Consider the following 25,386-nt stretch of genomic DNA (forward strand, 5'->3'; position numbering starts at 1 on the left):
TCGCTCCGGACCGCTCATGCCGCCACTTCCTCCGGGTCGACCACCGGCGCGTGGGTCTCCCCCGCGGGCCGCGGCAGCAGGAAGGCGTGCTCGGGGCGCCAGTGGACGGTGACCTCGGAGGCGACCGAGAGCGGCGCGGCCACCCCGGAGTTGGGCACGAACACGGTCAGCTCGTCGCCCCAGGGCGCGCGGACCAGGTACTGCGTGCTCACCCCCATGTAGGAGGAGTCGGTCACGAGCCCGGTGGCGCTCTGGTGGCCCGAGGGCACCTCCCCGGTGGTGAGGTGCAGCTTCTCCGGCCGCACGCCCAGCCAGACGGTGCCCTCGGCGGCCCGGGCCCGGGCGGCGGGCACGGTGTAGCGCGTGCCGTAGGCCTCGACGAGGAGGTCGTCGCCGCTGCGCCCGTGCACCTCGGCGGCGAGCAGGTTGGACTGGCCGAGGAAGTTGGCCACGAAGGCGGTGCCGGGGAAGTCGTACATCTCCACCGGCGCGCCGAGCTGCTCGATGCGCCCGGCGTTCATCACCGCGACGGTGTCGGCCATGGTCATGGCCTCCTCCTGGTCGTGCGTGACGTGCACGAAGGTGATGCCGACCTCGGTCTGGATGCGCTTGAGCTCGACCTGCATCTGCCGGCGCAGCTTGAGGTCAAGCGCGCCGAGCGGCTCGTCGAGCAGCAGCACCTGGGGCCGGTTGATGAGCGCTCGGGCCAGCGCGACGCGCTGCTGCTGGCCGCCGGAGAGCTGGGACGGCTTGCGCTTGCCGAAGCCGTCCATCTCGACCAGGTGGAGCATCTGCTCCACCTGGTCGGCGTACTGCTTCACGCCCCGCCGGCGCAGGCCGAACGCGACGTTGTCGGAGATGGAGAGGTGCGGGAAGAGCGCGTAGCTCTGGAACACCGTGTTCACCGGCCGCTTGTACGGGCGCAGGTTGGTTACGTCCTGATCGCCGAGCAGCACCTGGCCAGCCGTCGGCTCCTCGAGGCCGGCGATCATCCGCAGGGTGGTCGTCTTGCCGCACCCGGACGCGCCGAGCAGGGCGAAGAACGACCCCCGGGGCACGGTGAGGGTCAGGTCGTCGACCGCGGTGAAGGCGCCGAACCGCTTCGTCACGCCGATCAGCTGGAGATCGCCTTGCTGCTCGGTCATGTATCAGGCTCCCCGCACCGACTCGTACTTGGCGGCGTACTTCTTGTCCTCTTCCTCGCTCAGCGCGCGGAAGCCGTGCGCCTTGGCGAGGGTGGCGGCGTCCGGGAAGATCAGCGGGTTGCTGGCCATGTCCGGGTCGATCTTCTGCATCGCTTCCTGTGCGCCCTGCACCGGACAGATGTAGTTCACGGTCGCGGCCACCTGGGCGGCCACCGTGGGGTCGTAGAAGTAGTCGATGAGCTGCTCGGCGTTGGCCTTGTGGGTCGCCGGGGCCGGGACCATCATGTTGTCGGACCAGAGCATCAGGCCCTCTTCCGGCGTGACCCACTTGACCTGCGAGCCCTCCTCGGCGGCGAGCTGGATGACGTCGCCGGACCACGCGATGCAGGCCGCGAGGTCGCCCTTGGCGAGGTCCTCCTTGTAGTCGTTGCCGGTGAACTTGCGGATCTGGCCCGAGCTGACCGCCTTCTTGATCTTCTCCAGGGCGGCGTCGTAGTCGGCGTCGCTGACCGTCTGCGGGTCCTTGCCCATGGACAGCAGCACCAGGCCGACGGTGTCGCGCATCTCGCTGAGGACGGCGATCTTGCCCTTGAGGTCGGGGCGGGTCAGCAGCTCGTCGATCGTGCGGACCTCCTTGGTCACCTTGCCGTTGTAGGCGATGCCGGTGAGACCGGACTGCCACGGCGCGGCGTGGGTCATGTCCTTGTCCCACGGCCGGTTGCGCAGGTTGGCCAGCACGTTCTTGGTGAAGTTGGGGGTCTTGGCGTTGTCGAAGGGCTGCACCCAGCCGAGACCGACGACCCGCGAGGCCATCCAGTCGGTCAGGACCATGACGTCGCGGTCGATCGACTGGCACGCCTGCAGCTGGTTGCGGACCTTGCCGAAGAACTCGTTGTTGTCGTTGATGTCCTCGGTGTAGGTCACCGCGATGCCGGTCTTGGCTGTGAAGCCGTCCAGCGACGGGTGCTTCTTGTCGTCGTTGGCGTCGACGTCGATGTACAGCGGCCAGTTGGAGAAGTTGACCTTCTTCTCGGTCGCCGAGGCGTCCGCGCCGACGCAGGCGGCCTTCTCGGACTCTGTCTTCTTCGCGGGCTTCGTGCCACAGGCCGCGAGGGCCCCACCGGTCGCGGCGAAGGCGCCGCCGGCCAGGAGGCCACGCATGAGGGTCCGGCGCGACAGGCCGGTGACGTTGAGCACCGCCTGCGCTTCTGGCGAGAGCGGCGGGCGAGAGGGGTTTCGCACGAGGGCTCCTACGGATCTCGGTGCCGGCCTTGGGGGTGACCGACGACTGATCCTGACACGCAGTCCCATCACTCACAAGGGATTCCGTTGTCACGATCAAGCTGCACAACGAAAAGCGCTATGTGGTCAAGCCGGGGTTACAGTCGTCACCTCAGCGAAACAGGGAGCGACAGTCTGCCACGGTTTCGCGGCCGGCGGCACCCCTAACGAATCCGCAGATCTCTCGATGGCCAGCCATGGAATTAGTTGCCAACGCCCGGGTCCTGGGTAAGAATCCACACGTGACCGAGCCCGTCCTCGACGACGTCAACAAGCGCATCATCGAGCAACTGCAGCGTGATGGCCGTATGTCCTACGCCGCTCTGGCGAAGGTCGTGGGGCTGTCCGAGGCGGCGGTTCGCCAGCGGGTGCAACGCCTGCTGGACACCGGCGTCATGCAGATCGTGGCGGTCACCGATCCCCTCACGCTGGGCTTCGCCCGGCAGGTGATGATCGGGATCAAGGTGGAGGGGGACATCCGGCCGGTCGCGAAGGCCCTGGCCGAGGTGCCCGAGATCGACTACGTGGTCATCTGCGCCGGGGGGTACGACCTGCTCGCCGAGCTCGTCTGCACCGACGACGAGCACCTCCTCGACCTCATCAACGACACCGTGCGCAGCGTCCCGGGCGTCACCGCCACGGAGACCTTCGTCTACCTCAAGCTCGCCAAGCAGACCTATGCGTGGGGGACCCGATGACCATCGACCAGCAACCCGACGCCGCCACGCTCGACGCGGCGGCGCGCGAGCACCTCTGGATGCATTTCACCCGGCTGTCGGCGTACGCGGAGTCCCCGATCCCGGTGATCGTGCGCGGCGACGGGCCGTACATCTACGACAGCAACGGCCGCCGCTACCTCGACGGCCTGTCCGGCCTGTTCGTCGTGCAGACCGGCCACGGCCGCCAGGAGCTCGCCGACGCCGCCGCCAAGCAGGCGGCCGAGCTCGCCTACTTCCCGCTGTGGTCCTACGCCCACCCGAAGGCGATCGAGCTGGCCGACCGGCTGGCCGAGATCGCTCCCGGCGACCTCAACCGGGTCTTCTTCACCACCGGCGGGTCCGAGGCGGTGGAGAGCGCCTGGAAGCTCGCCCGCTCCTACTTCAAGCGCACCGGCAAGCCGCTCAAGACCAAGGTGCTGTCCCGCTCGATCGCCTACCACGGCACGTCGATGGGCGCACTGTCGATCACCGGCATCCCCGTGCTCAAGCAGGACTTCGAGCCGCTGGTGCCGGGCGCCTTCCGGGTGCCCAACACCAACTACTACCGCCGCCCGGACGAGTCGATGACGCCGGAGCAGTTCGGCCGGTGGGCCGCCGACCGCATCGGCGAGGCGATCGAGTTCGAGGGCCCGGACACGGTGGCCGCGGTGTACCTCGAGCCGGTGCAGAACGCCGGCGGCTGCTTCCCGCCCCCGCCCGGGTACTTCGAGCGGGTCCGCGAGATCTGCGACCGCTACGACGTGCTGCTCGTCTCCGACGAGGTGATCTGCGCGTTCGGGCGCCTCGGGGAGTACTTCGGATCCCAGCGGTACGGCTTCCAGCCCGACATCATCACCTGCGCCAAGGGCCTGACCAGCGGCTACGTCCCCCTCGGGGCGATGCTCGCCTCCGAGCGGCTGGCCGAGCCGTTCCTCGACGGGAGGAACTGGTTCGCGCACGGCATCACCTACGGCGGGCACCCGGTCGGCTCCGCGGTGGCCCTGGCCAACCTCGACATCTTCGAGCGCGAGGGCCTCAACGCGCACGTGCGCGACAACTCGGCGCTGTTCCGGTCGTACCTCGAGCGCCTCCACGACCTGCCGATCGTCGGCGACGTGCGGGGCGACGGCTACTTCTTCGGCATCGAGATGGTCAAGGACAAGGCGACGAAGGAGACCTTCAACGAGGCCGAGTCCGAGGCGCTGCTGCGCGGGTTCCTGTCCAAGGCGCTCTTCGACGCCGGCCTGTACTGCCGGGCCGACGACCGCGGCGACCCGGTGATCCAGCTGGCCCCGCCGCTGATCTGCGACGAGAGCCACTTCATCGAGATGGAGCAGATCCTGCGGTCCGTGCTGACCGAGGCATGGGCGCGCCTGTAGAGCGCACGCGGGTCCGCCGCCTGCCCGACAAGCAGGTCCGCGACCGCGCCGCGCTGCACGGCGTGCTCGACGCGGGCCTGGTCGCCCACGTCGCGTTCGTCCACGATGGACACCCGTTCGCGATCCCGGTCGCCTACGCCCGCGACGCCGACACGGTGCTCTTCCACGGCTCGACGGGCAGCCGCCTCTTCCGGCTGCTCGCCGAGGGCGCCCCGTGCTGCCTGTCGGTGACCCTGCTCGACGGGCTGATCCTGGCCCGCAGCGCCTTCGAGGCCTCGATGCGGTACCGCTCGGCCATGGTCCTCGGCGCCTGCTCGGTGGTCGAGGACCAGGTGCCGGCGCTGCGCACGATCAGCGAGCACCTCACGCCGGGCCGGTGGGAGCAGATCCGGCCGCCGTCGAGGAAGGAGCTCGCCGCCACCCTCGTCCTGGCGCTGCCGCTCGAGGAGTGGTCGCTCAAGGTCAGCGACGGCTGGCCGGAGACGTCCGACGAGGACGCCGGCTGGTCCCCGCCCACCGGCGTCATTCCCATCCGCACGGTGCGCGACGAGTTCATCGAGGGCGAGTCTTCATGAGCTTCTGGATGTCGGTACTGCCGGAAGCGCCCGCCCGGCCGGCGCTCCCCGGCGACGCCGACGCCGACGTGTGCATCGTCGGCGCGGGCTACACGGGCCTGTGGACGGCCTACTACCTGGCGGTCGCCGACCCGTCGCTGCGCATCGTCGTGCTGGAGGCCCAGACCGCCGGCTTCGGGGCCAGCGGCCGCAACGGCGGCTGGTGCTCGGCGCTGTTCCCCAAGTCCGTGGCCGCGCTGGAGCGCTCGTACGGCCGCGAGCGCGCGCTCGCCCTCAACGCCGCCATGGAGGCGAGCGTCGACGAGGTCGGCCGGGTCGCCGCCGCCGAGGGCATCGACTGCGACTACGCCAAGGGCGGCACCGTCGTGCTGGCCCGCACCCCGGTGCAGCTGGAGCGAGCCCGGCACGAGGCCGAGGAGGCCGCCGGCTACGGCATCGACCTGCGCCTGCTCTCCGCGGCCGAGGCGACGGAGCGGGTGGGCGCCACCGGCGTCCTCGGCGCCACGTTCACCCCGCACTGCGCCGCCATCCAGCCGGCCAAGCTGGTCCGCGGCCTGGCCGCCGCCTGCGAGCGCCGGGGCGTGCGCATCTTCGAGCGGACCCCGGTCACCCGCCTCACCCGCCGCCGCGCCGAGACGCCGCACGGCACCGTGCGGGCGCCGATCGTCGTGCGCGCGACCGAGGGCTTCACCCCTCGGCTGCCGGGCCTGCGCCGGGCCATCGCTCCGGTGTACTCCCTGATGATCGCCACCGACCCCCTGCCCGCCTCCTTCTGGGCCGCCGCGGGGCTGGCCGGCCGCGAGACGTTCTCCGACCACCGCCACCTGATCATCTACGGCCAGCGCACGGCCGACGACCGGCTGGCCTTCGGCGGGCGCGGGGCGCCGTACCACTACGGCTCGGCCGTCGACCCCTCCTTCGACCTGGAGCCGCGGGTCTTCGCCGAGCTGCGGCGGGTCCTGGGCGAGCTCTTCCCCTCGCTGGGCGACGTGCCGGTCGCGCACACCTGGGGCGGGCCGCTCGGCATCGCCCGCGACTGGATGGCGTCCGTGGGGCTGGACGCCGCCACCGGGCTGGCCTGGGCGGGCGGCTACGTGGGCGACGGGGTCGGCACGGCCAACCTCGCCGGGCGGACGCTGGCCCACCTGATCCGCGGGATCGACAGCGATCTGGTCGGGCTGCCGTGGGTCGGGCACCGGTCGCCACCCTGGGAGCCGGAGCCGCTTCGCTGGCTGGGCGTGAACGCGAGCCTGCGGTTGATGACGGCGGCGGATGCCACCGAGGCGCGGACCGGCCGGCCCTCGAAGCGGGCGGCGCTGATGTCGCGGGTCCTCGGCGCCTGACGGACCGGTGGCCGCGGATGCGGCCGCTCAGCCCTCGAGCTCGTCCGGGGACACGCCCAGCAGGTTGGCGACCTGCTCGATGATCACGTCGTGGACGAGGTCGGCCAGGTCGTCGTGGTCGGCCGCGCGGAACTCCAGCGGTCGCCGGTAGAGCACGATCCGCGGCGGCACGCCGTGCCGGCCCGGGCGGCCGGGCAGGAGCCTGGCCAGGGGTACCTCGCCGTCCTCGAGCACGTCGGAGTCGTACACGTTGAGGTCCGGCGGCACGTCCTCGACCGCGAACTCCACGCCCGCGAGCTCCTGGGAGAAGCGCTGCTCCAGCTGTTCGACGGAGTCGAGGACCAGGTCATCGAACATCTCGGCGCGCGTGCGGGACATCGGCAGCGACGCGGGCACCAGCCGGCCGCGCAGGCCTCGGCCGTGCCGGTCGCGGCCGCGCCTTCCCGGTCCACTGCGTCGTCGGTCTGGGCTCGCCACGGTGCCAGCGTAGCGCCAGCCAACCCTATCGCCCTCGCGAGCGTGTCGCCGTGGTCACCCCGGCGTGTCGCGAGCCTTCCGGAAGGGCGTGAGGGCCTGCGAGAGATACGGTTCCGCGGTGAGGACCCCACGTCGATGCTCGCGCAACGGTTGCCCCCGACCCCCCGTTGCGACGTTGACGTACGTTTATGCCGAATCGACCGCAGTTGTCGGTCCGCTGGCCGCATTCGCCGAGCCGCACTCCTACGACCTGTGCGAATCACACGCCCGCGGGCTCACCGCGCCGCGGGGTTGGGACCTGGTACGGCACGAGGGCGAGTACGGCCCGCCCCCGCCGACGAACGACGATCTGGTCGCGCTCGCCGAGGCCGTGCGCGAGGCGGCCCGGCCCGCCCCGCATCGCGACGAGCCCGATCAGCAGCATCCACTCGGGCGGCGAGGCCACCTGCGAGTCATTCCTCCGGACGCATAATTATCGAAAGAATGTCAACGAAAAGGGCGCCGACCCCATTTCGGGTGTCGGCGCCCAAATTCGGAAATCCGATCTGCTAAGCGGCCCGTCGTTTGAGCTTGCGGCGCTCGCGTTCCGAGAGCCCGCCCCAAATCCCGAAGCGCTCGTCGTGCCCCAGCGCATACTCCAGGCAGTCCGCCCGCACCTCACAGCGCGAGCAGATGCGCTTGGCCTCGCGCGTCGACCCGCCCTTCTCCGGGAAAAAAGCCTCCGGATCGGTCTGCGAACACAGGGCGCGCTCTTGCCACTCCGGAGCGTTACCCAGCAGGTCGGCCACGACTGGTCGGCCGTCCATCAGCGTGCCTCCTTCTTGCGCACCGGCGTCAATGCCGGCGCAACCCCCCACGCGGAAGGCGCATGTCCTACAAGGTTGCTGTACCTCGGCGCGGTGTTCCTAATGTCCACTTGGTGGCGTTGTCTTACCCCACCAGGCGAACATCCCCCGTGAAATTACACGCGTGTTATACGTGCGTCGTCAAGCCGAACCTGCTAAATAGGCCCGCTCGGGCGATCGCTCGCACCCCGTGCCGTACCCATACCGACGAAGCCCCGCCGAAGGTAACGGGCGACACGCCGGACGCGCCGAGAAAGTCTGCGCGACTTTGCTCAACCGGCCCCTGACCCGGCCGAACTGCGCCGATGTGCGGCAGAAGCTGAGACCCAACCTCACGGCCCACCCATGATCAACCGTCTGCTCCTGGGCGCGGCCGTCTCCGTGATCATGTTCTCCGTCGGCGTCGCCGGCCTGGGCTGGAAGCCCTACGTCGTGATGTCCGAGTCCATGGCGCCGTCGATCCACGCCGGCGACCTCATCTTCGTCGATCCCCATGCCACCTCTGTGTCGGTCTACGAGACCGTGACCTACACCGATCCGCGCGGCCCAATCACCCACCGGGTGATTTCTCAGGCCGCCGACGGCGCCCTGACGGTGAAGGGTGATGCCAACGCCCAGCCGGACCCGGCGGCCGTCGACCGCAAGCACATCGTCGGCCCGGTCCGCCTGATCCTGCCCCACGCGGGCTGGCCCGTGATGCAGGTCCGCACCCACCCGGTCCGCATCGCCGGCGGCGCCCTGCTCCTGGCGCTGCTCTTCCCGGGCCGGCGGATCCTGGGCCTGCTCCTGCTGGGCGGCCTGGTCGCCGTGGTGGCGATGGTGCCGACGACGGGCGCGACGCTGCTGTCGGCCTACACGATGACGCGGCCCTGAGGCGCGCCCCGCCGGTTCACGCGCGGCCGCACCCCGCCGGTTCAGGCGCGCCCACCACCCCGCCGGTTCAGGCGCGCCCACCACCCCGCCGGTTCAGGCGCGCCCACCACCCCGCCGGTTCAGGCGCGCCCGCCACCCCGCCGGTTCAGGCGCGCCCACCACCCCGCCGGTTCAGGCGCGGGCCGGGAGTGAGCCGTAGACCGTGCTCCGCTGGCGAACCGGCCGGCCCGCCGCGCGCCCGATGGACTCCAGCTCCTCGCGCGTGCGGGCCGAGCCGTGCTCCGAGCCGGCCATGCGCGAGATGGTCTCCTCCATCAGCGTCCCGCCGAGGTCGTTGGCCCCGCCGCGCAGCATCGCCACCGTGCCCTCGTCGCCGAGCTTCACCCACGAGCACTGGATGTTGGCGATCCGGCCGTGCAGCAGCACCCGGGCCATCGCGTGCACGGCCCGGTTGTCGCGCCAGGTCGGGCCCGGGCGGGCGATGCCGGCGAGGTAGATGGGCGCGCTGTGGTGCACGAAGGGCAGGGCGACGAACTCCGTGAAGCCGCCCGTGCGGTCCTGGATGCCGGCGAGCACCCGGAAGTGGCCGAGCCAGTGGCCGGGGTGGTCGACGTGGCCGTACATCATCGTCGAGCTCGACCGGATGCCCAGCTCGTGCGCCGTCGTCACCACCTCGACCCACGCCGACGTCGGGAGCTTGCCCTTGGTCAGCACCCAGCGGACCTCGTCGTCGAGGATCTCGGCGGCGGTGCCGGGGATGGTGTCCAGGCCGGCCTCCTTGAGCTGGGTCAGCCAGTCGCGGATGGACACGCCGGCCTTGGAGGCGGCGGTGACGACCTCCATCGGGCTGAAGGCGTGCACGTGCATCTCCGGGACGCGGGCCTTGACCGCGCGGACCAGCTCCGCGTAGGCGCCGACCGGGAGCTTCGGGTCGATGCCGCCCTGCATGCAGACCTCGGTGGCGCCGACCCGCCAGGCCTCCTCGGCCCGGTCGGCGACCTCCTCGTAGGACAGACGGTAGGCGTCGGCGTCGCGCTCGCGCTGGGCGAAGGCGCAGAAGCGGCAGCCCACGTAGCAGACGTTGGAGAAGTTGATGTTGCGGTTGATCACGTAGGTGATGTCGTCGCCGGCGGCCTCGCGGCGCAGGTCGTCGGCGATGCGGACGAGCTCGTCCAGGGCCGGGCCGTCGGCGTTGAACAGGGCCAGGGCGGCGGCCTCGTTGGCCGGGTCCAGCAGGCTCGCCGGGTCGCTCGCGGCCAGCGAAAGTCCACTGTGGACGTCACCGTCCAGGCGCTCGGGTGCGGCCTGCGGGACCCTCGTGGCGACCTCGCTCCAGTCGCCGTAGACCGTGTCGAAGTCCCCGCGCCGGTCCGCGCTGCGCCCCTCGGTGTCGATCGCGGCGAAGAGGTCGGTGCGGCCGCTGTCCTCCAGCCCGCCGTCCGGCTCCTGCCATGGCCGGCCCGCCGGGCGGGCGGCCTCGTCGGCCAGGCCGGAGTCGCGCTCCATGAGCGCCTCGACGTGCGCGGCCAGCCGGGCGTCGAGCCACGGCACGCCGCGGCGGGCGTACTCCGGGTAGATGGTCAGGCGCTCGCGCAGTACGAAACCGGCGGCTTTCGTCCTTTCCGCGAGCTCGTCGAGGGCGGGCCAGGGCCGCTCCGGGTTCACGTGATCCGGCGTCACCGGGCTCACGCCGCCCCAGTCGTCGATGCCGGCCCGGATGAGCAGCGCGTACTCCTCGTCGATGAGGTTCGGCGGGGCCTGGATGCGGGCCTTCGGGCCCAGCACCAGCCGGGCCACGGCGATGGTGGCCGCGAGGTCGTGCAGCTCGGCGTCGGGCATGCCGCGCATGGCGGTGTCGGGCTTGGCGCGGAAGTTCTGGACGATGACCTCTTGGATGTGGCCGTACTCCTTCATCGTCCGGCGAATCGCGAAGAGGGACTCGGCGCGCTCGTCGAGGGTCTCGCCGATGCCGATGAGGATGCCGGTGGTGAACGGCACGCCGACCCGTCCGGCGTCCTCCAGCACCCGCAGGCGCACGGCCGGCTCCTTGTCCGGCGAGCCGAAGTGCGGGCCGCCCGGCTCCGACCACAGGCGGGTGGCGGTGGTCTCCAGCATCATGCCCATGCTGGGCGCGACCGGCTTGAGCCGCTGCAGCTCTGCCCAGGACAGCACGCCCGGGTTGAGGTGGGGCAGCAGGCCGGTCTCCTCGAGCACGGCGATCGCGCAGGCCCGCAGGTACGCCAGGGTGGAGTCGTAGCCGCGCTCGTCCAGCCAGCGGCGGGCCTGGGGCCAGCGCTCCTCCGGGCGGTCGCCTAGCGTGAACAGGGCCTCCTTGCAGCCCTGCTGCGCGCCTTCGCGGGCGATCTGCAGCACCTCTTCGATCTCGAGGTACTCGGCCGGCAGCCGATGCGGGACGGTCGCGAAGGTGCAGTAGTGGCACCGGTCCCGGCACAGCCGGGTGAGCGGGATGAACACCTTCTTCGAGAAGGTGATGACGCCCGGGCGGCCGGCGTCGGCCAGGCCGGCGTCGCGCACCGCCGCCGCGGTGGCGAGCAGATCGTCGAGCGAGGAGCCGCGGGCGGTCAGGAGCACGGCCGCCTCGGTCGCGTCGAGCGCGCGGCCGTCGGCCGCCCGCCGCAGCGCCCGCCGCATGGCGTTGTTTTCGGTACCTCTGCCTTCAGACGTCACGGACTGAAGCCTAGGCCGCCGCCGGGCGGATTCACGCGAGCCGGACGTGTGACTTGTCCCGTGGCCGCGACCGGCGGCAGCGGCCACGGGAAAGCGAGGTCTACCCTCAGTTGCTCGGCGGAATCGCCTGGGTGCTCTGCGTCGCCTCGCCGTCGTCGCCCTTCTTCTCCTCCGGCTTCAGCACCGAGGTGGCGTCGGGGTCGACGACCGGCGCCTGCTGGGTGGCGTCGGGGTCGGCGGTGGGCGCCGGGGACAGGACCGCCGTGCCCTCCTCGCTGGGCGCGGGGTGCGTCGAGGTGCCGCCCGGCCAGCCGGCCGAGGCGAACCCGCCGCCCTGCGTCGGCTGCTCCGATGCAGGCTGCCCGGAGGCGGGCTGCGCGGAGACCGGCTGCGCGGCGAACGGCTGTGCGGAGACCGGCTGTGCGGCGAACGGCTGCGCGGAGACCGGCTCGTCGGCCACCGGGGTCGGGGCCGGCGCGGTGTACGCGGCGAACGGCGAGCTGAGCGGCGACGCGGAGACGGGCTGGGCCGCCTCGGCCGCGGCCGGCGGGGTCGCCGGGGCGCCGTAGCTGGGCGCGGCCGCGGCCGGCGCGGTGTACCCGGGGGTCGCCCCGGGAGCCGCGTAGCCGGGTGCGGCGTACCCGCCGGAGGTCGGCGCGGCCGCCGGAGCGCCCGTGGTCGGGGCGGCCGGGGTCGCGTAGCCGGGGGTCGTCGGCACGGCGCCGGTCTGCTGCGCGGCGGGGTAGCCCGCGGCCGCGCCGGCGATGACGCCCGGGTTCACGGCGGACTGGGTCCCGGTCTGCTGGGACCAGCCGGCGGTGGCCGGCTGCTGCTGGCCGTACGCGGCCGGGTACCCGGCGGGGGCGGCCGGCTGCGCGCCGGTCACGTAGCCGGTCTGCGGCTGGGCGTACTGCTGCTGCGGGTATCCGTAGGCCTGCGGGTACTGCCCGTAGCCCGGCTGCCCGTACTGCGGGGCGACCGGCTTCGGCGCGCTGTAGGCGCCCAGGAAGACCCGCGAGGTGAGGAACAGCCCGAGGGCGATCAGGCCCAGGCCGGCGAGGTGCTCGAGGAAGTTGGCGAAGGCGTAGCCGAGCGCGAGGTACTCGCTCTGCATGTCGCCGATGAGCCCGGCCAGCAGCAGGACCAGGCCGAGGACGGCGGCCACCGCGTACTCGATCAGGGCCCCAAGGACGATCATCTTCGACCGAGGCGTGACCGGGTCGATCTGCGTGACCAGCACGACGGCGAGGATCGGCATGAGGATGACCTGGAAGCCCACCACGTTGCCGAACGACGTCGTGGCCATGGTCAGGAACGAGTTGGCCACGCCGGTGAACAGCTCGAGCAGGCCCGCCAGCAGGAAGACGCCGGCCGCGCCGATCAGCGCGAAGGCGGCCAGCTCGCGGTAGGGGTCGAGCAGGCCCCGCACCTTCTTGGCGTCCGGCAGCGGCAGGGCCGGCGCCGCCTGGGGCTGGTGGACCGCGCCGGGCAGCGCCTGGGCAGGGGTCTGGTACTGGGCCGCGGCCGGGGTCGGCGAGTACGCCCCGGTGGGGGTCGGATCGGGTGGCTGGGTGCTCACTGGCTCTCCCGAAGTGAACGGTCCGAGTTGCTGTCCGGTTCGGTGCATTCGATGGAACGGAAACGGTCGCGAGCAGCGTAGCTCCCGCGGGCGATTCCCGCGTGTGCGGAAGACCCCGCATATCGACGTAACACCGGTGGGGCAGGATTGGACCCATGCGGATCGTGGTGCTGGCCGGCGGGATCGGTGGCGCGCGCTTCCTCCTCGGGGTGCGCGCGGTGGGCAGGGAACTCGGTGCGGACGTGACGGCGGTGATCAACGTCGGCGACGACGTGACCCTGCACGGCCTGCGCATCTGCCCCGACCTCGACAGCGTGATGTATACGCTCGGCGGCGGCGCCGACCCGGAGCGCGGGTGGGGCCGCGTCGGGGAGAGCTGGACGGTCAAGGAGGAGCTGGCCGCGTACGGCGCCGAGCCCACCTGGTTCGGCCTGGGCGACAAGGACGTGGCGACCCACCTGGTGCGCACCCGGATGCTGGACGCCGGCTACCCGCTCTCCGCGGTCACCGAGGCGCTGTGCGACCGGTGGAAGCCCGGCATCCGCATGCTGCCGGCCAGCGACGACCGGGTGGAGACGCACGCCGTGGTGGAGGTGGACGGGGCGACCCGGGCGATCCACTTCCAGGAGTGGTGGATCCGCCACCGCGCCGGCGTCCCGACCCAGCGCTTCGTGTTCGTGGGGGCCGAGACGGCCAAGCCCGCGGCGGGGGTGCTGGACGCGATTTCCGAGGCCGATGTCGTACTGCTGGCGCCGAGCAACCCCGTGGTCTCCATCGCCCCGATCCTCGCCGTGCCGGCCATCCGCGACGCGGTGGCCACGGGCCGGGCGCCGGTCGTCGGCGTGTCCCCGATCATCGGCAGCGCGCCGGTGCGCGGCATGGCCGACAAGTGCCTGGCGGTCATGGGCGTGCCGTGCACCCCGGCCGGCGTCGGCGGCCTGCTGGGCGCCCGCGCGAACGGCGGCGTGCTCGACGCCTGGCTGGTCGACGAGACCGACGCCGGCGTCGAGGTCCCGGGCCTGACTGTCCGCGCCGTGCCGCTGTGGATGACCGACGAGGCCGCGACCGCCACGATGGTCCGCGACGCGCTGTCCACGGTGGGGGTCTCATGACGGGCCTGGAGATCCTGCCGGTCAACGGGATCGGCGACGTGCGGCCCGGCGACGACCTGGCCGCGCTGATCACGGCCGCGGCGCCGTGGCTGGCCGACGGCGACGTCCTCGTGGTGACCAGCAAGATCGTGAGCAAGTCCGAGGGGCGGCTGGTCGAGATCCCGCTCGACGAGCCGGCCCGGGAGGCCGCCCGCGAGGCCGCGCTGCGCGCCGAGACGGTCCGCGTGGTCGCCCGCCGCGGCGCGACCCGGATCGTGCAGACCCACCACGGCTTCGTGCTCGCCGCCGCCGGCATCGACGCGTCCAACGTCGACCCCACGCACCTGGTGCTGCTGCCGAAAGACCCGGACGCGTCGGCCCGGTGGCTGCGCGAGGAGCTGCGCGAGCGCTTCGGCCTGGACGTGGCCGTGGTCGTCACCGACACCATGGGCCGCCCGTGGCGCATGGGCCTGACCGACGTGGCGATCGGCGCCGCCGGCGTGGATGCGCTGGATGACTACCGGGGCCGCCTCGACGCGTACGGCAACGAGCTCCACCTCACCCAGACGGCCGTCATCGACGAGCTGGCCGCCGCCGCCGACCTGGTCAAGGGCAAGGTCGACCAGGTGCCGGTGGCGGTCGTGCGGGGCCTGCCGATCCCGGCGGGCGCCCCGCACGGCCGCGGGGCGGCCGAGCTGATCCGCGGCGCCGACGCCGACCTCTTCTCGCTGGGCACGGCCGAGGCCGTGGCCCGCGGACTGCGCGCGGCCGGATCGCTGCCCGACGCCGTGTCGTTCGGCCCCGCGGACGAGCCCGTGCAGCTGCCGGAGCTGCCGTTTCCGCGGACACGCAGCGTAACGACGCCGCCCGGCACCGTGGCCGCACTGCTGGTGTGGGCGCCGGCCGGCGACGCGCGGGCCGCCGCCGAGGCCGGCCGCCGGGCCGAGCGCCTGCGGGCCGTTCTCGCAGCTGACGGCCTCGCCAGCGCCTGGCTGGAGGTCGCGGCGGGCGACACGTTCGGCGACGAGCTGCCGGAGGGCGGCGTGCCCCTGGGCGTGCTCGCGATCGGGCGCGGTAGCCTGCCGTCACTATGACGCTGCACGAGGACGCTCTCGCGGTACTGTCGGCATGGTCGGCCCCCACGGCGGAGGCGGAGGCCACCCGTCAGCGCTTCCTGGACTTCGTCCGGTCCGACCCCACCACGGTCTGGCGCGAGCACGCCGGCGGCCACGTGACGGCGAGCGCCCTGGTGGTGGACGCCGCCGCCGAGCGGGTGCTGCTGTGCCTGCACGGGCGGATCAAGCGCTGGGTGCAGATGGGCGGGCACTGCGAGCCCGGCGACGCCACCGTCGCGGGAGCGGCCCTTCGCGAGGCCACCGAGGAGTCGGGAATCCTGGGGCTGCGCATCAGCGAGGCGCCGATCGGGCTCGACGTGCACCACGTCGTCTGCTCGGGTGGGCCGTCGCTGCACTACGACGTGCGGTATGCGGCGATCGCCCCGCCCGGCGCGGTCGAGATGGTGAGCCCGGAGTCGGCGGCGCTGGCCTGGTTCGCGCCGGACCAGCTGCCCGAGCCGCTGGCCGGCGCCACCGAGTCGCTGATGGCCCCGGCCCTGGCGTGGGCGAAGCGCTCCTAGCCGGCTTTCGCTTTCAGTTCTTCGCCTTCAGTTCTTCGCCTTCGGCTTCCGGCTTCCGGCTTTCGCTTCCGGCTTTCGCTTCCGGCTTTTCGCTTTCGCCTCAGAGCAACTCGCTCGAGCCGCGCTCCTTCAGCGAGTCGACCAGCTTCTTGACGTCCTGGGCGCGGGCCCGCGGGCAGATCAGCAGCGCGTCCGGCGTGTCCACGATGATCAGGTCGCTGACGCCCACCGCGGCCACCAGGCGGCCCGAGCGCGGCACCACCACGACGCGCTCCGCGTCCTGCATGAGCACCGTGGGCTTGGCCGGCGAGGACGGGTCGAGCTCCACCACCACGTTGCCGGCCGTGTCGGTCTCCAGCAGCTCGCCGAGCGTGTGGAAGTCACCCACGTCGTTCCAGCCGAAGTTGCCCGGGACGGTGCCGACCAGCCCGGCGCGGCCGGCCCCCTCCATCACCCCGAAGTCGACCGAGATCTTGGTCAGCCCGGGCCAGATCTCGGCCAGGACCTCCTCGCGGTCGCGGGTGTCCCAGGCCTCGGCGATGCGGCGCAGGCCGTCGTGCAGGGCCGGCTGCTGGCGGGCCAGCTCGTCGAGGAACACGTCGACCCGCCACACGAACATGCCGGCGTTCCAGAGGTACTCCCCCGAGTCCACGTACCGCTGCGCGACGTCGATGGCGGGCTTCTCGGCGAACTCGGCGACCTTGCACACGTCCCCCGCGCCGACGCGCTCGCCGACGTGCAGGTAGCCGTAGCCCGTCTCCGGGTGGGTCGGCGTGATGCCGATGGTCATCAGCAGGCCGTCCTCGGCGCCCTGGATCGCCCGCTGCAGCGTGTCGGTGAACGCCGGCACGTCGCGGACCAGCTGGTCGGCGGCGAAGGCGCCCATCACGGCGTGCGGGTCGCGGCGGGCGATGACCGCGGCGGCGAGGCCGATCGCGGCGCACGAGTCGCGCGGGGTGGGTTCGACGAGGATGTTGCCCTCCGGCAGCCCCGGCAGCTGGCGGGCGACCGCGGCCGCGTGCGCCACCCCGGTCACCACGAAGGTGCACTCGGGCGTCGCCAGGCCTTCCAGCCGCCCGTACGTCGCCTGGAGCAGCGACAACGGGGTGCCGGTCAGGGCGTGGAGGAACTTCGGATGGCCTGCTCGCGACAGCGGCCAGAGCCGCGTGCCGCTGCCGCCTGCTGGGATCACCGCGTAGAACACGGCCTCATCATGCCCAGTGCGGGCCACCTTTCCACAACTTGAGGGTATCGCATTCATTACCAGAATCGCCTGAACTGACTTCGGAGGGTGATTATCCGGGTCACCCGGCGAGGCCGCGCGGGCTCGCCGCCCGGGCCCAGGCGGCGAGGTGCACCTCGGCGCTGGACTCCCAGGTGAACTCCTTGGCCCGCGCCGCGCCGGCCTTGGCCAGCGCCGTGCGCCGCTCGGTGTCGTCGAGCAGCGCCGCGAGGTCGCGGGCGATCTCGTCGGGGCTCGGGCCGGTGTAGGCGACCGCGTCGCCGCCGACCTCGGGCAGGGACAGCCGGGGCGTGGTGAGCACCGGCGCGCCGCACGCCATGGCCTCCAGGATCGGCAGGCCGAAGCCCTCGCCGTAGGAGGGGTAGGCGGCCACGACCGCGCCGCCCAGGAAGCCGGGCAGGTCGGCGTAGCGCAGGTAACCCGGCCGCAGCAGCCGCAGGTGGCTCGGCACCTCGGCGATGGCCGCGTCGATCTCGTCGTCGTGGCCCTGGCCGCCGGCGACCACCAGCGCGGGCGGGTGCTCGCGGTCGCGCACCGCGGAGATCCAGCCGCGGATCAGGCTGGGCACGTTCTTGCGGGGCTCCTTGGCGCCGAGGAACGCGATGTACTCCTGCGCGCCGAGCCCCAGCCGGGCCCGCACGCGCGCCTTCTCGTCGTCGCTGGGCGCGTGGAAGGCCTCGGGGTCCACCCCGTGGTAGGCCACGTCGATCCGCGTCGGGTCGGCGTCGAGCAGCCGGATCAGCTCGTCGCGGGTCGCCTTGCTGGGCACGATCACCCGGTTGGCGCGCCGCAGCGACGTCTTGATGGCCGAGCGGAAGAACGTGCGGCGGGACTTGTCGTAGTGCTCCGGCTCGGTGAAGAAGGTGGCGTCGTGGACGGTCACCGTGACCGGGCAGCCGGCCCGCAGCGGGCACGTGTAGAAGGGCGAGTGCAGCACCTGCGCGCCGACCTGCTGGGCGAGGATCGGCAGGCCGGTCTGCTCCCACGCGAGACGGGCCGGGCGGTGGGCCGCCGCGGCGGGCGCGGACATGATCCGCGCGTTGGGCACGAGCCGGCCGTAGCGCTCGGCGTCAGTGCGCTGGCAGACGACCGCGAGATCGGCTTCGAGCGCGCCGAGCGCGCCTAAGAGGCCGTCGACGTAGCGCCCTACACCGCCTCGGTCGGCTGGGACACTCGTGGCGTCAACAAGCACGCGGGGCGGGCGGCCGGGGGTCACTTGGCGACTCCTTCTGGACTCGATGCACGTCTCGGTCAGAGACTACGCCCGTTCCGCCGATGATCGATGTCCACGACGCGACTAGCGACGTGAGTTCCACCCAGGATTCAGCCTGAATCAACTCACGTGTTCAGTTCATCGCGGGGCGTGAACACTACTTCTCAGTACAACGGTTCTCAGTACAACGGCATGGCTACGTCGCCGGGCGCGCCCACTTCGTATTTGCCCACGCCGCGCACATCGAACCGCCCGTCGTGGTAAACGGCGGCATCCGCCCGGCCGTCACCGTCGTACTGCCCGGGCACCGGCGTGTCGCCCGGGTCGCCGAGCTTCACCGACGCCTGGCCGTCGATGGTGAACTGCTGGGTCATCGGGGACCAGACGGCCGGCTCCATGACGCCGTCGCCGTTGAAGTCGGCCGGCACCGCGATCGCGCCGGGCTCGCCGAACTGCCACTCGCGGATCGCCCGGATGGCCCACAGCCCGGTGGACGGACGCCAGATCGCCGGCTCGGCCCGCCCGTCGCCGGTGTAGTCGCCGGGCACGGGCTGGTCGCCGGGCTGGCCGAGCTGCAGCTCGCCGACGCCCTTGATGTACCAGACCCCGTTGGCCGGCCGGAACACCGCGAGGTCGGCCTTGCCGTCGCCGTCGTAGTCGGCCGGGGCCGGCACGTCGCCGGGCAGCCCCCACTGGACGGTCGTGCGGCCCGAGCCGCTCAGCAGGATGGTCCAGTTGCCGGTGGTCGGCGACCACGTGGCGATGTCCGACTGGCCGTCGCCGTCGTAGTCGGCCGGCACCGCGATCTCGTTCGGCCCCGAAGTGAATATCGGGTCGGGCGACCCCGCCACGCGCACGGTCCCGTCGGCCGGCCGGTAGGCGGCCAGCCGGGCGCGCACCGTGCCCGGCTTGACCAGGTCGCCGAGCAGCGCGGCGGCGCGGTCGCGGATGGCCGGCAGCGCGTCCATCCCCTTCGCGCCCGGGCACTCGGTCGGGTTGGTCTGGCGGTGGGGGAAGACCCGGGGCACGGTGACCGTGGTGCCGCTCGGGTACTTCGACGTCGACCCGCCCCCCGTGAGCGTCACGCTGCCGCGCGGGTCGATGGCCTGGCTCAGTGAAAGTTTCCAGGCCGTGTACTGCGCGGCGGCCTCCACCACGGCCGGCGGGACGGGCGTGGTGCGGTAGTCGCCGATCATCGCGATGCCCGCGGTGCCGGTGTTGAAGCCGCCCGCCTGGGCGCCCACCACCGGACGGCTCAGCCCGCCGGAGCGGCCCTCCCAGAGCCGGCCGAAGCGGTCCACGAGCACGTTGTAGCCGATGTCGCCCCAGCCGCGGCTGACCGTCTGGTACTCGTAGATCGAGCGCAGGATCTTCGGCACGTCCGACTCGGCGTAGTCGTTGCCGGTCGCGGTGTGGTGCAGGGCGACGGCCTTGACCAGCGGGGCGTACTGCGGCCGCCAGCCCATGATCTGCTCGTTCGCGCCCCAGGAGGCCCGGGAGTTGATCGCCGGCATGGACGGGCGCGGCGCGGTCGAGGCGTCCTCCGGGCTCGCCGCGGCGGCGTCCCCGGGCGAGTCGGTCGGGTCGATGAGGTCGGCGGCGACGTCGTGCGGCGCGGGCGCGCCGGTCGTGCTCACCGCGATCTGCACGCCGTCGCTGCGGCCCACCCACACCAGGTCGGCCCCGCCGCGCTCGGCCGTTCCGGCGCCCGGCGACGGGCTCGGCCGCGCGCCGGGCCGCCCGCTGGAGGGCACCGTCACCGGGTCGCGGTCGGCCTCGCCGGCGCCGACGGCCTGCCACGGGCCCCAGTCGCCGCCGGGGGCGTGGGCCCGGACCGCGACGCTCACGCCGGCGACCCGCCCGGTCTCGCGCCAGGTGACGCCGACGGCGCTGAACGGGGCGGTGGCAGACCGGGTGATCGTGAGGGTGCGGCTGCGGGTGGTCCGGTGGTACCCCTCGGCCAGCGGGGCGCCGGCGAGCGGGCTGTGCGACGCGATCGCGCCGGCCGCCGGGCGGTCGAAGTCGCCGAGCTCCACGCGGGTCATGTGCGTCGGCACGCCGGCGCCGCCGGGGGCCTTGGCGGCCGGGTTGGCCCACTCGATCGGCGCGGTCAGGCCGTCGGAGGCGACCGGCGGGTCGGACGGGCGGGCCGTGGCGCCGCCGGCGGTCAGGCCGCCGAGCAGGGCCAGGGCGCAGCCGGAGGCGGCGAGCACCCTGCCGCGCCGGTATCGTCGCGTTGCCCAGACGCCCATCCCGCTCCCATCCTCTCGTGGCTCGAGCGGAATGCTATGGAAGGGAATTTTCGGACATATGGGTAATACAATTCCTTCACTCTTTGCGGCAGTTGTCGGTAAGGACCCGTCACTTCCGTTCCTGACGTTCTACGACGACTCGACCGGCGAGCGGACCGAGCTGTCCGGTGCCACGCTGGCCAACTGGGTCGCCAAGACGGCCAACCTGCTGGTCGACGGCTGCGGCCTGGGCCCGGGCGACGTGGCCGCGGTGCGCCTGCCCGCGCACTGGCAGACCGCCGCGATCCTGCTGGGGGCCTGGACGGCCGGCCTGAGCGTCGCCTACGGCGAGCCGACCGCGGCGGGCGCCGACGTCGAGTTCGCCTCGCTGGCCGCGGCCGAGACCGGCGCGCCCGGCCCCGCCGACCGGTACGTGCTGGGCCTGGCCCCCATGGGCCTGCCGATGCGCGGCGGCGTGCCGACGGGCTGGGCCGACTACGTGGCCGAGGTGCGGCAGTTCGGCGACCACTTCTCCGGGCCCGCCGACCCTGGCGGCACCGAGGACCTCGTCGCCAGGGGCCGCGCGCTGGCCCTGCCGGGCGGGCGGGTGCTCATCGACGCGGTCGCCCACCCGGACCCGGTCGAGTGGCTGATCGCACCGCTCGCGGCCGGCGCCAGCATCGTGCTCAGCGTCAACAGCGACCCGGAGAAGCTGGCCGCCCGGGCCGCGACCGAGCAGGCCGAGCGGTTCTAGACGCCGTCGGCCACCCGCTTGGCGCGGATCTCGGCGAAGTAGCGCAGCGACTCGGGGTTGACCAGCGCGCCCTTGGCCGCCGCCGACTCGATGGGGGTGCCGGTGAGGATTCGCTTCACCGGTACCTCGAGCTTCTTGCCCGACAGCGTCCGCGGTACGGCATCCACCTGGAAAGCCTGATCGGGAACGTGGCGCGGGGAGAGCGCGGTGCGCAGCTCCCGCGCGATGCGCGCCTTCAGCGCGTCGTCCAGCGCCACGCCCGGGGCCAGCACCACGAACAGCAGCAGCTCACCGGCGCCGCCCTCGGGGTCTTCCAGGTGTACCACCACGGAGTCCACGACCTCGTCCAGCCCTTCGACGACCGAGTAGAACTCGCTCGTGCCCAGGCGCACGCCGCCCCGGTTGAGGGTGGCATCGGAGCGGCCGGTGATCACGCAGGCGCCGGTGGGGTCGATGGTGATCCAGTCGCCGTGCCGCCAGACGCCCGGGTAGGTGCCGAAGTAGGCGTCGGCGTAGCGGGAGCCGTCCTCGTCGCCCCAGAAGCCGACCGGCATGCTCGGCATGGGCGCGGTGATCACGAGCTCGCCCAGCTCGCCGACCACGGGCGTGCCGTCGGCGGCGTAGGCCTCGACCCGCGCCCCGAGGGCCCGGCAGGCGATCTCGCCGGCCCGCACCGGCAGCAGCGGCACCCCGCCGACGAAGGCGGTGCAGACATCGGTACCGCCCGAGGCCGACGCCAGCAGCACCTTGTCGGACACGGCCTCGTAGACCCACTCGAAGCCCTCGGGCGGCAGCGGCGCGCCGGTCGAGCCGACCCCGCGCAGCCGGCTCAGGTCGGCGAAGTCCTTCGGCACCAGGCCGGTCTTGCGGCAGGAGAGCAGGAACGGGGCGGACGTGCCGAAGTACGTCATCCCGCTCTCTTCGGCGACCCGCCACAGCCAGCCGAGGTCGGGGTGGGCCGGATTGCCGTCGACCAGCACCACGGCGGCGCCCACGGCCGGGCCGGAGACGAGGTAGTTCCACATCATCCAGCCGGTCGTGGTGAACCAGAAGAACCGGTCGCCGGGGCCGAGGTCGTGGTGCAGGGCGAGCATCTTGAGGTGCTCGAGCAGGATGCCGCCGTGCCCGTGCACGATCGGCTTCGGCAGGCCCGTGGTGCCGGAGGAGTAGAGGACGTACAGCGGCTGCCCGAACGGCACCGCGGCGAACTCGAGCGGCTCGTCGGTCTCCGCGACCAGGTCGGCCCAGTTCCCGGCGGACGGGTCCAGGTACCCGATGCGCACGACGTGCTCCAGGGAGGGCAGCGCCTGCCGGATGGCCGCCACCTCGGGGTCGCGGTCGATGGGCTTGTCGCCGTAGCGGTACCCGTCGACCGCCACCAGCACCTTCGGCTCGATCTGCAGCCAGCGGTCGACCACCGAGCGGGTGCCGAACTCCGGCGCGCAGCTGGAGAAGATCGCCCCCAGGCTGGCCGTCGCCAGCATCAGCACGAACGTCTCGGGGATGTTCGGCGCGTAGGCGGCCACCCGGTCGCCCGGCCCCACCCCCAGCCGCCGCAGCCCGGCCCGGGCCCGGCGCACCTGCTCGCGCAGCTGCGCGGCGGTGAGGGTGACCGGCTCCCGGGTCTGCGACCAGGCGAGAACCATCGGCTCGTCGTCGGCGACGCCGGGCATGCGCAGCACGTGCTCGGCGTAGTTGAGCCGCGCGCCGGGGAACCACTTCGCGCCCGGCATGTGGGCGTCGGCCAGCGCCGCGGTCGGCGGCTCGTGGGCGATGACCTCGAAGTAGTCCCAGATCGCCTGCCAGAACTCGCCCGGGTGGTCCACGGACCACTGCCACAGCGCCTGGTAGTCGCCTTCGGGGAAGCTGCGGCCGTGCTCCGCCAGCCACCGCACGAAGGCGCCGATCCGGGTGCGATCGAGCACGTCCGCCGGGGGCTGCCAGAGCATCTTCGCCATGAGACCATCTTGCGGCACGCCAAAACGTTCGCTCAGTGTGGACGCCCCCTATGCGAGCCCTCGCTTCGGTGTGGCGCCCACACGTGCGACTTGCCTTATTTCACTTCTTCGGCTTCGGCGCGTGGCTGCCCTGAAGGCTCGGGTCCACGGTGGGCTTGACCCCGGGGGCCGGTCGCGGCTGGGTGCCGTAGTCGACCAGGTCGACCGTGGCCGCGGTCAGCGCCATGCCGGTGCCCGCGGTCGCGTCGCCCGCGAAGCGCCCGGTGGCCGACTCGAACAGGAGGCAGTCGGCCTGGTCGCCCGGGCCGACGTCGGTGCGCACCATGCAGACCAGGTCGTACCCGGTGCCCGCGATCGTCGCCGTGGTCGCCTTGACGTCGGGCATCGCGCCCAGCGCCTTGTAGATCGCGGCGCGCTGCTGCGGGGTCCAGAACGGCTCCGAGTAGTGGATCAGCTCGTAGGCGTCCTTCCAGATCATGCTGTCCGCGGGGCGGTCGGGGTATGTGTCATGGACCCACTGCCGCAGGTAGGTCAGCAGCTGCTGCGGGTCCGCCGGCAGGCTCGCCAGGAAGACCGGCGTCGGGCGGTACATGCTCGCCGGCTCGGCCGCCTCCTTGTCGATCTCGGCCTGGGCCGCCGCGTCGTCGATGTTGGTGCTCCCGCCGTCCACACCTCTTCTTGTCCGGTGTGCGGCGGCGTGTTCCCGGCTATTTCTCTCTCTGCCGCTGCTCTTCCCGGTGGCGCTGGATGGCCTCGCGGCGCGCCAGGCGGTGCTCGCGTCGGATTTCTGCCTCTCGCCAGCGGCCCTCGTTCTTCGGGGAGTCGGGCACCACGGCGGGCAGGGGCCGCGGCTTGCCGTCCGCGTCGACCGCGACGAACACGAGGTACGCGGTGGCCACCACGACCGGCTCCCCCTCGCTCACCTCGTCCCACCGCTCGGCCTCCAGCCGCACGCCGATCTCCATGGACGTCGTGCCGGTCCAGTTGACCTGCGCATACGCGTGCACGAGGTCGCCGACGCGCAGCGGCTCGAGGAAGGCGATCTCGTCGATCGAGGCGGTGACGGCCGTCCCTCCGCTGTGCCGCGCCGCCGCCGCACCGGCAACGTCGTCGATGAATTTCATGATCACGCCGCCGTGGACCGTGCCGTACAGATTCACGTCGACTGCGGTCATGATCCGGCTCAGCGTGACCCGCGAGTAACCAGTGGGACGGCTGGGCGGTCGGCCGGTGTGCTCGGTCATGCCAAAGACGGTACGGTGCGACCCATGCGACACGTCGGAAGCCTGATCGCGGGGATGTTGATCGCCCCGATTGCGTGGCTGCTGATCGCCATCGGTCAACCCAAATCCACGGGCACCGTGGACAAGTGGCTGAGTCGCGGCGCCTTCGACTCCGTCGACCTGCTCGTGCCCGCCGCGTACCTGCTCGGCGCCGGCCTCCTCATCGGCCTGATCGCCACCCTGCGCATCTCCCCCGTCGGCCCGATCGTCGCCGGCTTGGCCCTCCTGGCCACATATGTCAGCCTCTTCATCGACCCGCTGTCGGCGATGAAGAGCCTGCCGAAGGACCTCGACCTCGGCTTCGTGACGGCCGACCTCACCGGCCCCATCCGCAACGGCACGACGGCCGTGCTGGGCGTGGCCCTGCTGGTCGCCGCGGCGAGCGTGAAGCGTTGGCGGGCCTGGCCGCGGACGGTGCCCCTGGCGCCGGAGTCCGCGGTCGACTCGCCCGACGTGCACGAGTACCGGCTGGGCCAGGGGCCGGCCGCCGCCCCGCCCGTCGCCCGGCCCGCCTATGCCGGCTCGCCCACTACGGCGTTCCCGGCCGCCTCGACCACGGTGCTGCCCTCGGCCGCGGCGGGTTACCGGGCCAGCGACGACACGCAACCCGTGCCGCCGGCCGGGTTCCCGACGTCCGGTCCCCCGGTGCCCCCGGTGGTCTCCGGGCCGCCCGTCGTCTCCGGCCCGCCTGTTGTCTCCGGGCCGCCTGCTGCCGTTTCCGGCCCGCCTGTTGTTTCCGGGCCGCCTGCTTTTGGTGCGGCTGCGGCCGGTCATGGCGCTCCGGCCTTCCCGGGCCCGGCTCCGGTTGCCGGGCCTCCCGCGTTCCCCGGCGCGGCTCCGGTTGCCGGGCCTCCCGCGTTCCCCGGCGCGGCTCCGGTTTCCCGGCCTCCCGCGTTCGCCGGTCCCGCCGGTGGGCCGGGCGCTGGTGGGCCGGGCGCTGGTGGGGCGCCGGTTTCCGGGCCTGGGCCTGCGGCCGGGTCGCCGCCGGGGCCTTTCCCGCCGGTGCCGCCCGGGGGCTCGCCACAGGCCGTGCCGCCGAGCCGGTTCGATCCGGCCGGGCCGCCGCGCCCGGTCGCCGCGCCGTTCGCGCCCGC

At 72.7% G+C, this 25,386-nt stretch carries 23 protein-coding genes; 11 read left to right on the top strand and 12 right to left on the bottom strand.

Features of this window, described 5'->3' with window-relative positions; genetic code table 11:
* Positions 1 to 14 precede the first annotated feature (14 nt).
* Together ABD352_RS49150 and ABD352_RS49155 are read right to left on the bottom strand one after the other, a co-directional pair.
* The gene (locus tag ABD352_RS49150) at positions 15 to 1,145 is read right to left on the bottom strand and encodes an ABC transporter ATP-binding protein (protein WP_344619553.1); all 1,131 of its coding nucleotides are present in this window, start codon (positions 1,143 to 1,145) and stop codon (positions 15 to 17) included.
* A gap of 3 nt (positions 1,146 to 1,148) precedes the next feature.
* On the bottom strand, positions 1,149 to 2,387 hold the full coding sequence (locus tag ABD352_RS49155; protein WP_344619554.1) for a polyamine ABC transporter substrate-binding protein: 1,239 nt from the start codon (positions 2,385 to 2,387) through the stop codon (positions 1,149 to 1,151).
* A gap of 236 nt (positions 2,388 to 2,623) precedes the next feature.
* Between ABD352_RS49155 and ABD352_RS49160 the strand changes: the two genes are divergently transcribed.
* The 4 genes from ABD352_RS49160 to ABD352_RS49175 are packed head-to-tail and all read left to right on the top strand — an operon-like array spanning position 2,624 to position 6,421.
* Positions 2,624 to 3,124 carry an Lrp/AsnC family transcriptional regulator gene (locus ABD352_RS49160; protein ID WP_344619555.1) on the top strand — a complete coding sequence of 167 codons (501 nt, stop codon included), beginning with the start codon at positions 2,624 to 2,626 and terminating at the stop codon, positions 3,122 to 3,124.
* A complete protein-coding gene (locus ABD352_RS49165; RefSeq protein WP_344619556.1) occupies positions 3,121 to 4,503 on the top strand; it encodes an aspartate aminotransferase family protein in 1,383 nt (460 codons plus the stop codon). Before ABD352_RS49160 ends, ABD352_RS49165 begins: the two co-directional genes overlap by 4 nt.
* Positions 4,488 to 5,078, top strand: coding sequence for a pyridoxamine 5'-phosphate oxidase family protein (locus ABD352_RS49170; RefSeq protein WP_344619557.1), 591 nt, complete (start codon positions 4,488 to 4,490; stop codon positions 5,076 to 5,078). Before ABD352_RS49165 ends, ABD352_RS49170 begins: the two co-directional genes overlap by 16 nt.
* Positions 5,075 to 6,421 (top strand): NAD(P)/FAD-dependent oxidoreductase, encoded by a 1,347-nt coding sequence (locus ABD352_RS49175; protein ID WP_344619558.1) that lies wholly within the window; start codon positions 5,075 to 5,077, stop codon positions 6,419 to 6,421. Before ABD352_RS49170 ends, ABD352_RS49175 begins: the two co-directional genes overlap by 4 nt.
* Before the next feature lie 27 nt (positions 6,422 to 6,448).
* Here ABD352_RS49175 and ABD352_RS49180 read toward each other — a convergent pair whose 3' ends face one another.
* Positions 6,449 to 6,898, bottom strand: a complete 450-nt coding sequence (locus tag ABD352_RS49180; protein ID WP_344619559.1) for a metallopeptidase family protein — start codon at positions 6,896 to 6,898, stop codon at positions 6,449 to 6,451.
* Positions 6,899 to 7,016: 118 nt separating this feature from the next.
* On the opposite strand from ABD352_RS49180, the gene ABD352_RS49185 reads away from it, so the two are divergent.
* Positions 7,017 to 7,370, top strand: coding sequence for a DUF3499 domain-containing protein (locus ABD352_RS49185; protein ID WP_344619560.1), 354 nt, complete (start codon positions 7,017 to 7,019; stop codon positions 7,368 to 7,370).
* A gap of 76 nt (positions 7,371 to 7,446) precedes the next feature.
* Here the strand turns inward: ABD352_RS49185 and ABD352_RS49190 are convergent, their stop codons facing one another.
* Positions 7,447 to 7,704, bottom strand: coding sequence for a WhiB family transcriptional regulator (locus ABD352_RS49190; protein ID WP_033364663.1), 258 nt, complete (start codon positions 7,702 to 7,704; stop codon positions 7,447 to 7,449).
* A gap of 384 nt (positions 7,705 to 8,088) precedes the next feature.
* Here ABD352_RS49190 and ABD352_RS49195 point away from each other — a divergent pair, with 384 nt between their 5' ends.
* Entirely contained in the window at positions 8,089 to 8,616 is a 528-nt protein-coding gene (locus ABD352_RS49195; RefSeq protein ID WP_344619561.1) for a signal peptidase I, read from the top strand.
* A gap of 171 nt (positions 8,617 to 8,787) precedes the next feature.
* Here the strand turns inward: ABD352_RS49195 and ABD352_RS49200 are convergent, their stop codons facing one another.
* A complete protein-coding gene (locus tag ABD352_RS49200; RefSeq protein WP_344619562.1) occupies positions 8,788 to 11,304 on the bottom strand; it encodes a bifunctional FO biosynthesis protein CofGH in 2,517 nt (838 codons plus the stop codon).
* A 106-nt stretch (positions 11,305 to 11,410) separates the two neighbouring features.
* Positions 11,411 to 12,883, bottom strand: coding sequence for a hypothetical protein (locus ABD352_RS49205; protein WP_344619563.1), 1,473 nt, complete (start codon positions 12,881 to 12,883; stop codon positions 11,411 to 11,413).
* Between the two features lie 155 nt (positions 12,884 to 13,038).
* Between ABD352_RS49205 and cofD the strand changes: the two genes are divergently transcribed.
* The 3 genes from cofD to ABD352_RS49220 are packed head-to-tail and all read left to right on the top strand — an operon-like array spanning position 13,039 to position 15,610.
* A complete protein-coding gene (gene cofD / locus ABD352_RS49210) occupies positions 13,039 to 13,995 on the top strand; it encodes a 2-phospho-L-lactate transferase (RefSeq protein WP_344619564.1) in 957 nt (318 codons plus the stop codon).
* Positions 13,992 to 15,068, top strand: a complete 1,077-nt coding sequence (locus ABD352_RS49215) for a coenzyme F420-0:L-glutamate ligase (protein WP_344619565.1) — start codon at positions 13,992 to 13,994, stop codon at positions 15,066 to 15,068. The genes cofD and ABD352_RS49215 overlap by 4 nt, the downstream gene beginning before the upstream one ends.
* Positions 15,065 to 15,610, top strand: coding sequence for an NUDIX hydrolase (locus ABD352_RS49220; protein ID WP_344619566.1), 546 nt, complete (start codon positions 15,065 to 15,067; stop codon positions 15,608 to 15,610). Before ABD352_RS49215 ends, ABD352_RS49220 begins: the two co-directional genes overlap by 4 nt.
* Before the next feature lie 100 nt (positions 15,611 to 15,710).
* On the opposite strand, the gene ABD352_RS49225 is transcribed toward ABD352_RS49220, so the two are convergent.
* From ABD352_RS49225 to ABD352_RS49235, 3 genes are all read right to left on the bottom strand, one after another.
* Positions 15,711 to 16,814, bottom strand: a complete 1,104-nt coding sequence (locus tag ABD352_RS49225) for a mannose-1-phosphate guanylyltransferase (protein ID WP_344619567.1) — start codon at positions 16,812 to 16,814, stop codon at positions 15,711 to 15,713.
* A gap of 100 nt (positions 16,815 to 16,914) precedes the next feature.
* A complete protein-coding gene (locus ABD352_RS49230) occupies positions 16,915 to 18,069 on the bottom strand; it encodes a glycosyltransferase family 4 protein (protein WP_344619568.1) in 1,155 nt (384 codons plus the stop codon).
* 176 nt (positions 18,070 to 18,245) lie between these two features.
* On the bottom strand, positions 18,246 to 20,318 hold the full coding sequence (locus ABD352_RS49235) for an N-acetylmuramoyl-L-alanine amidase (RefSeq protein ID WP_344619569.1): 2,073 nt from the start codon (positions 20,316 to 20,318) through the stop codon (positions 18,246 to 18,248).
* Positions 20,319 to 20,376: 58 nt separating this feature from the next.
* On the opposite strand from ABD352_RS49235, the gene ABD352_RS49240 reads away from it, so the two are divergent.
* Positions 20,377 to 21,051 (top strand): TIGR03089 family protein, encoded by a 675-nt coding sequence (locus ABD352_RS49240; protein ID WP_344619570.1) that lies wholly within the window; start codon positions 20,377 to 20,379, stop codon positions 21,049 to 21,051.
* Here the strand turns inward: ABD352_RS49240 and ABD352_RS49245 are convergent.
* The 3 genes from ABD352_RS49245 to ABD352_RS49255 form a co-directional block, all read right to left on the bottom strand.
* Positions 21,048 to 23,009 (bottom strand): acetoacetate--CoA ligase, encoded by a 1,962-nt coding sequence (locus tag ABD352_RS49245; RefSeq protein WP_344619571.1) that lies wholly within the window; start codon positions 23,007 to 23,009, stop codon positions 21,048 to 21,050. The two genes, ABD352_RS49240 and ABD352_RS49245, sit on opposite strands and share 4 nt — an antisense overlap.
* 100 nt (positions 23,010 to 23,109) lie before the next feature.
* Positions 23,110 to 23,679: a hypothetical protein gene (locus tag ABD352_RS49250; protein ID WP_344619572.1), complete on the bottom strand. Its 570-nt coding sequence runs from the start codon at positions 23,677 to 23,679 to the stop codon at positions 23,110 to 23,112.
* 37 nt (positions 23,680 to 23,716) lie between these two features.
* Entirely contained in the window at positions 23,717 to 24,253 is a 537-nt protein-coding gene (locus ABD352_RS49255; RefSeq protein ID WP_344619573.1) for an acyl-CoA thioesterase, read from the bottom strand.
* A 24-nt stretch (positions 24,254 to 24,277) separates the two neighbouring features.
* On the opposite strand from ABD352_RS49255, the gene ABD352_RS49260 reads away from it, so the two are divergent.
* The coding region (locus ABD352_RS49260; protein WP_344619574.1) for a hypothetical protein at positions 24,278 to 25,386 on the top strand (1,109 nt) is incomplete at its 3' end.

Source organism: Dactylosporangium salmoneum, from assembly GCF_039532525.1.
Taxonomy (GTDB): Bacteria; Actinomycetota; Actinomycetes; order Mycobacteriales; family Micromonosporaceae; genus Dactylosporangium; species Dactylosporangium salmoneum.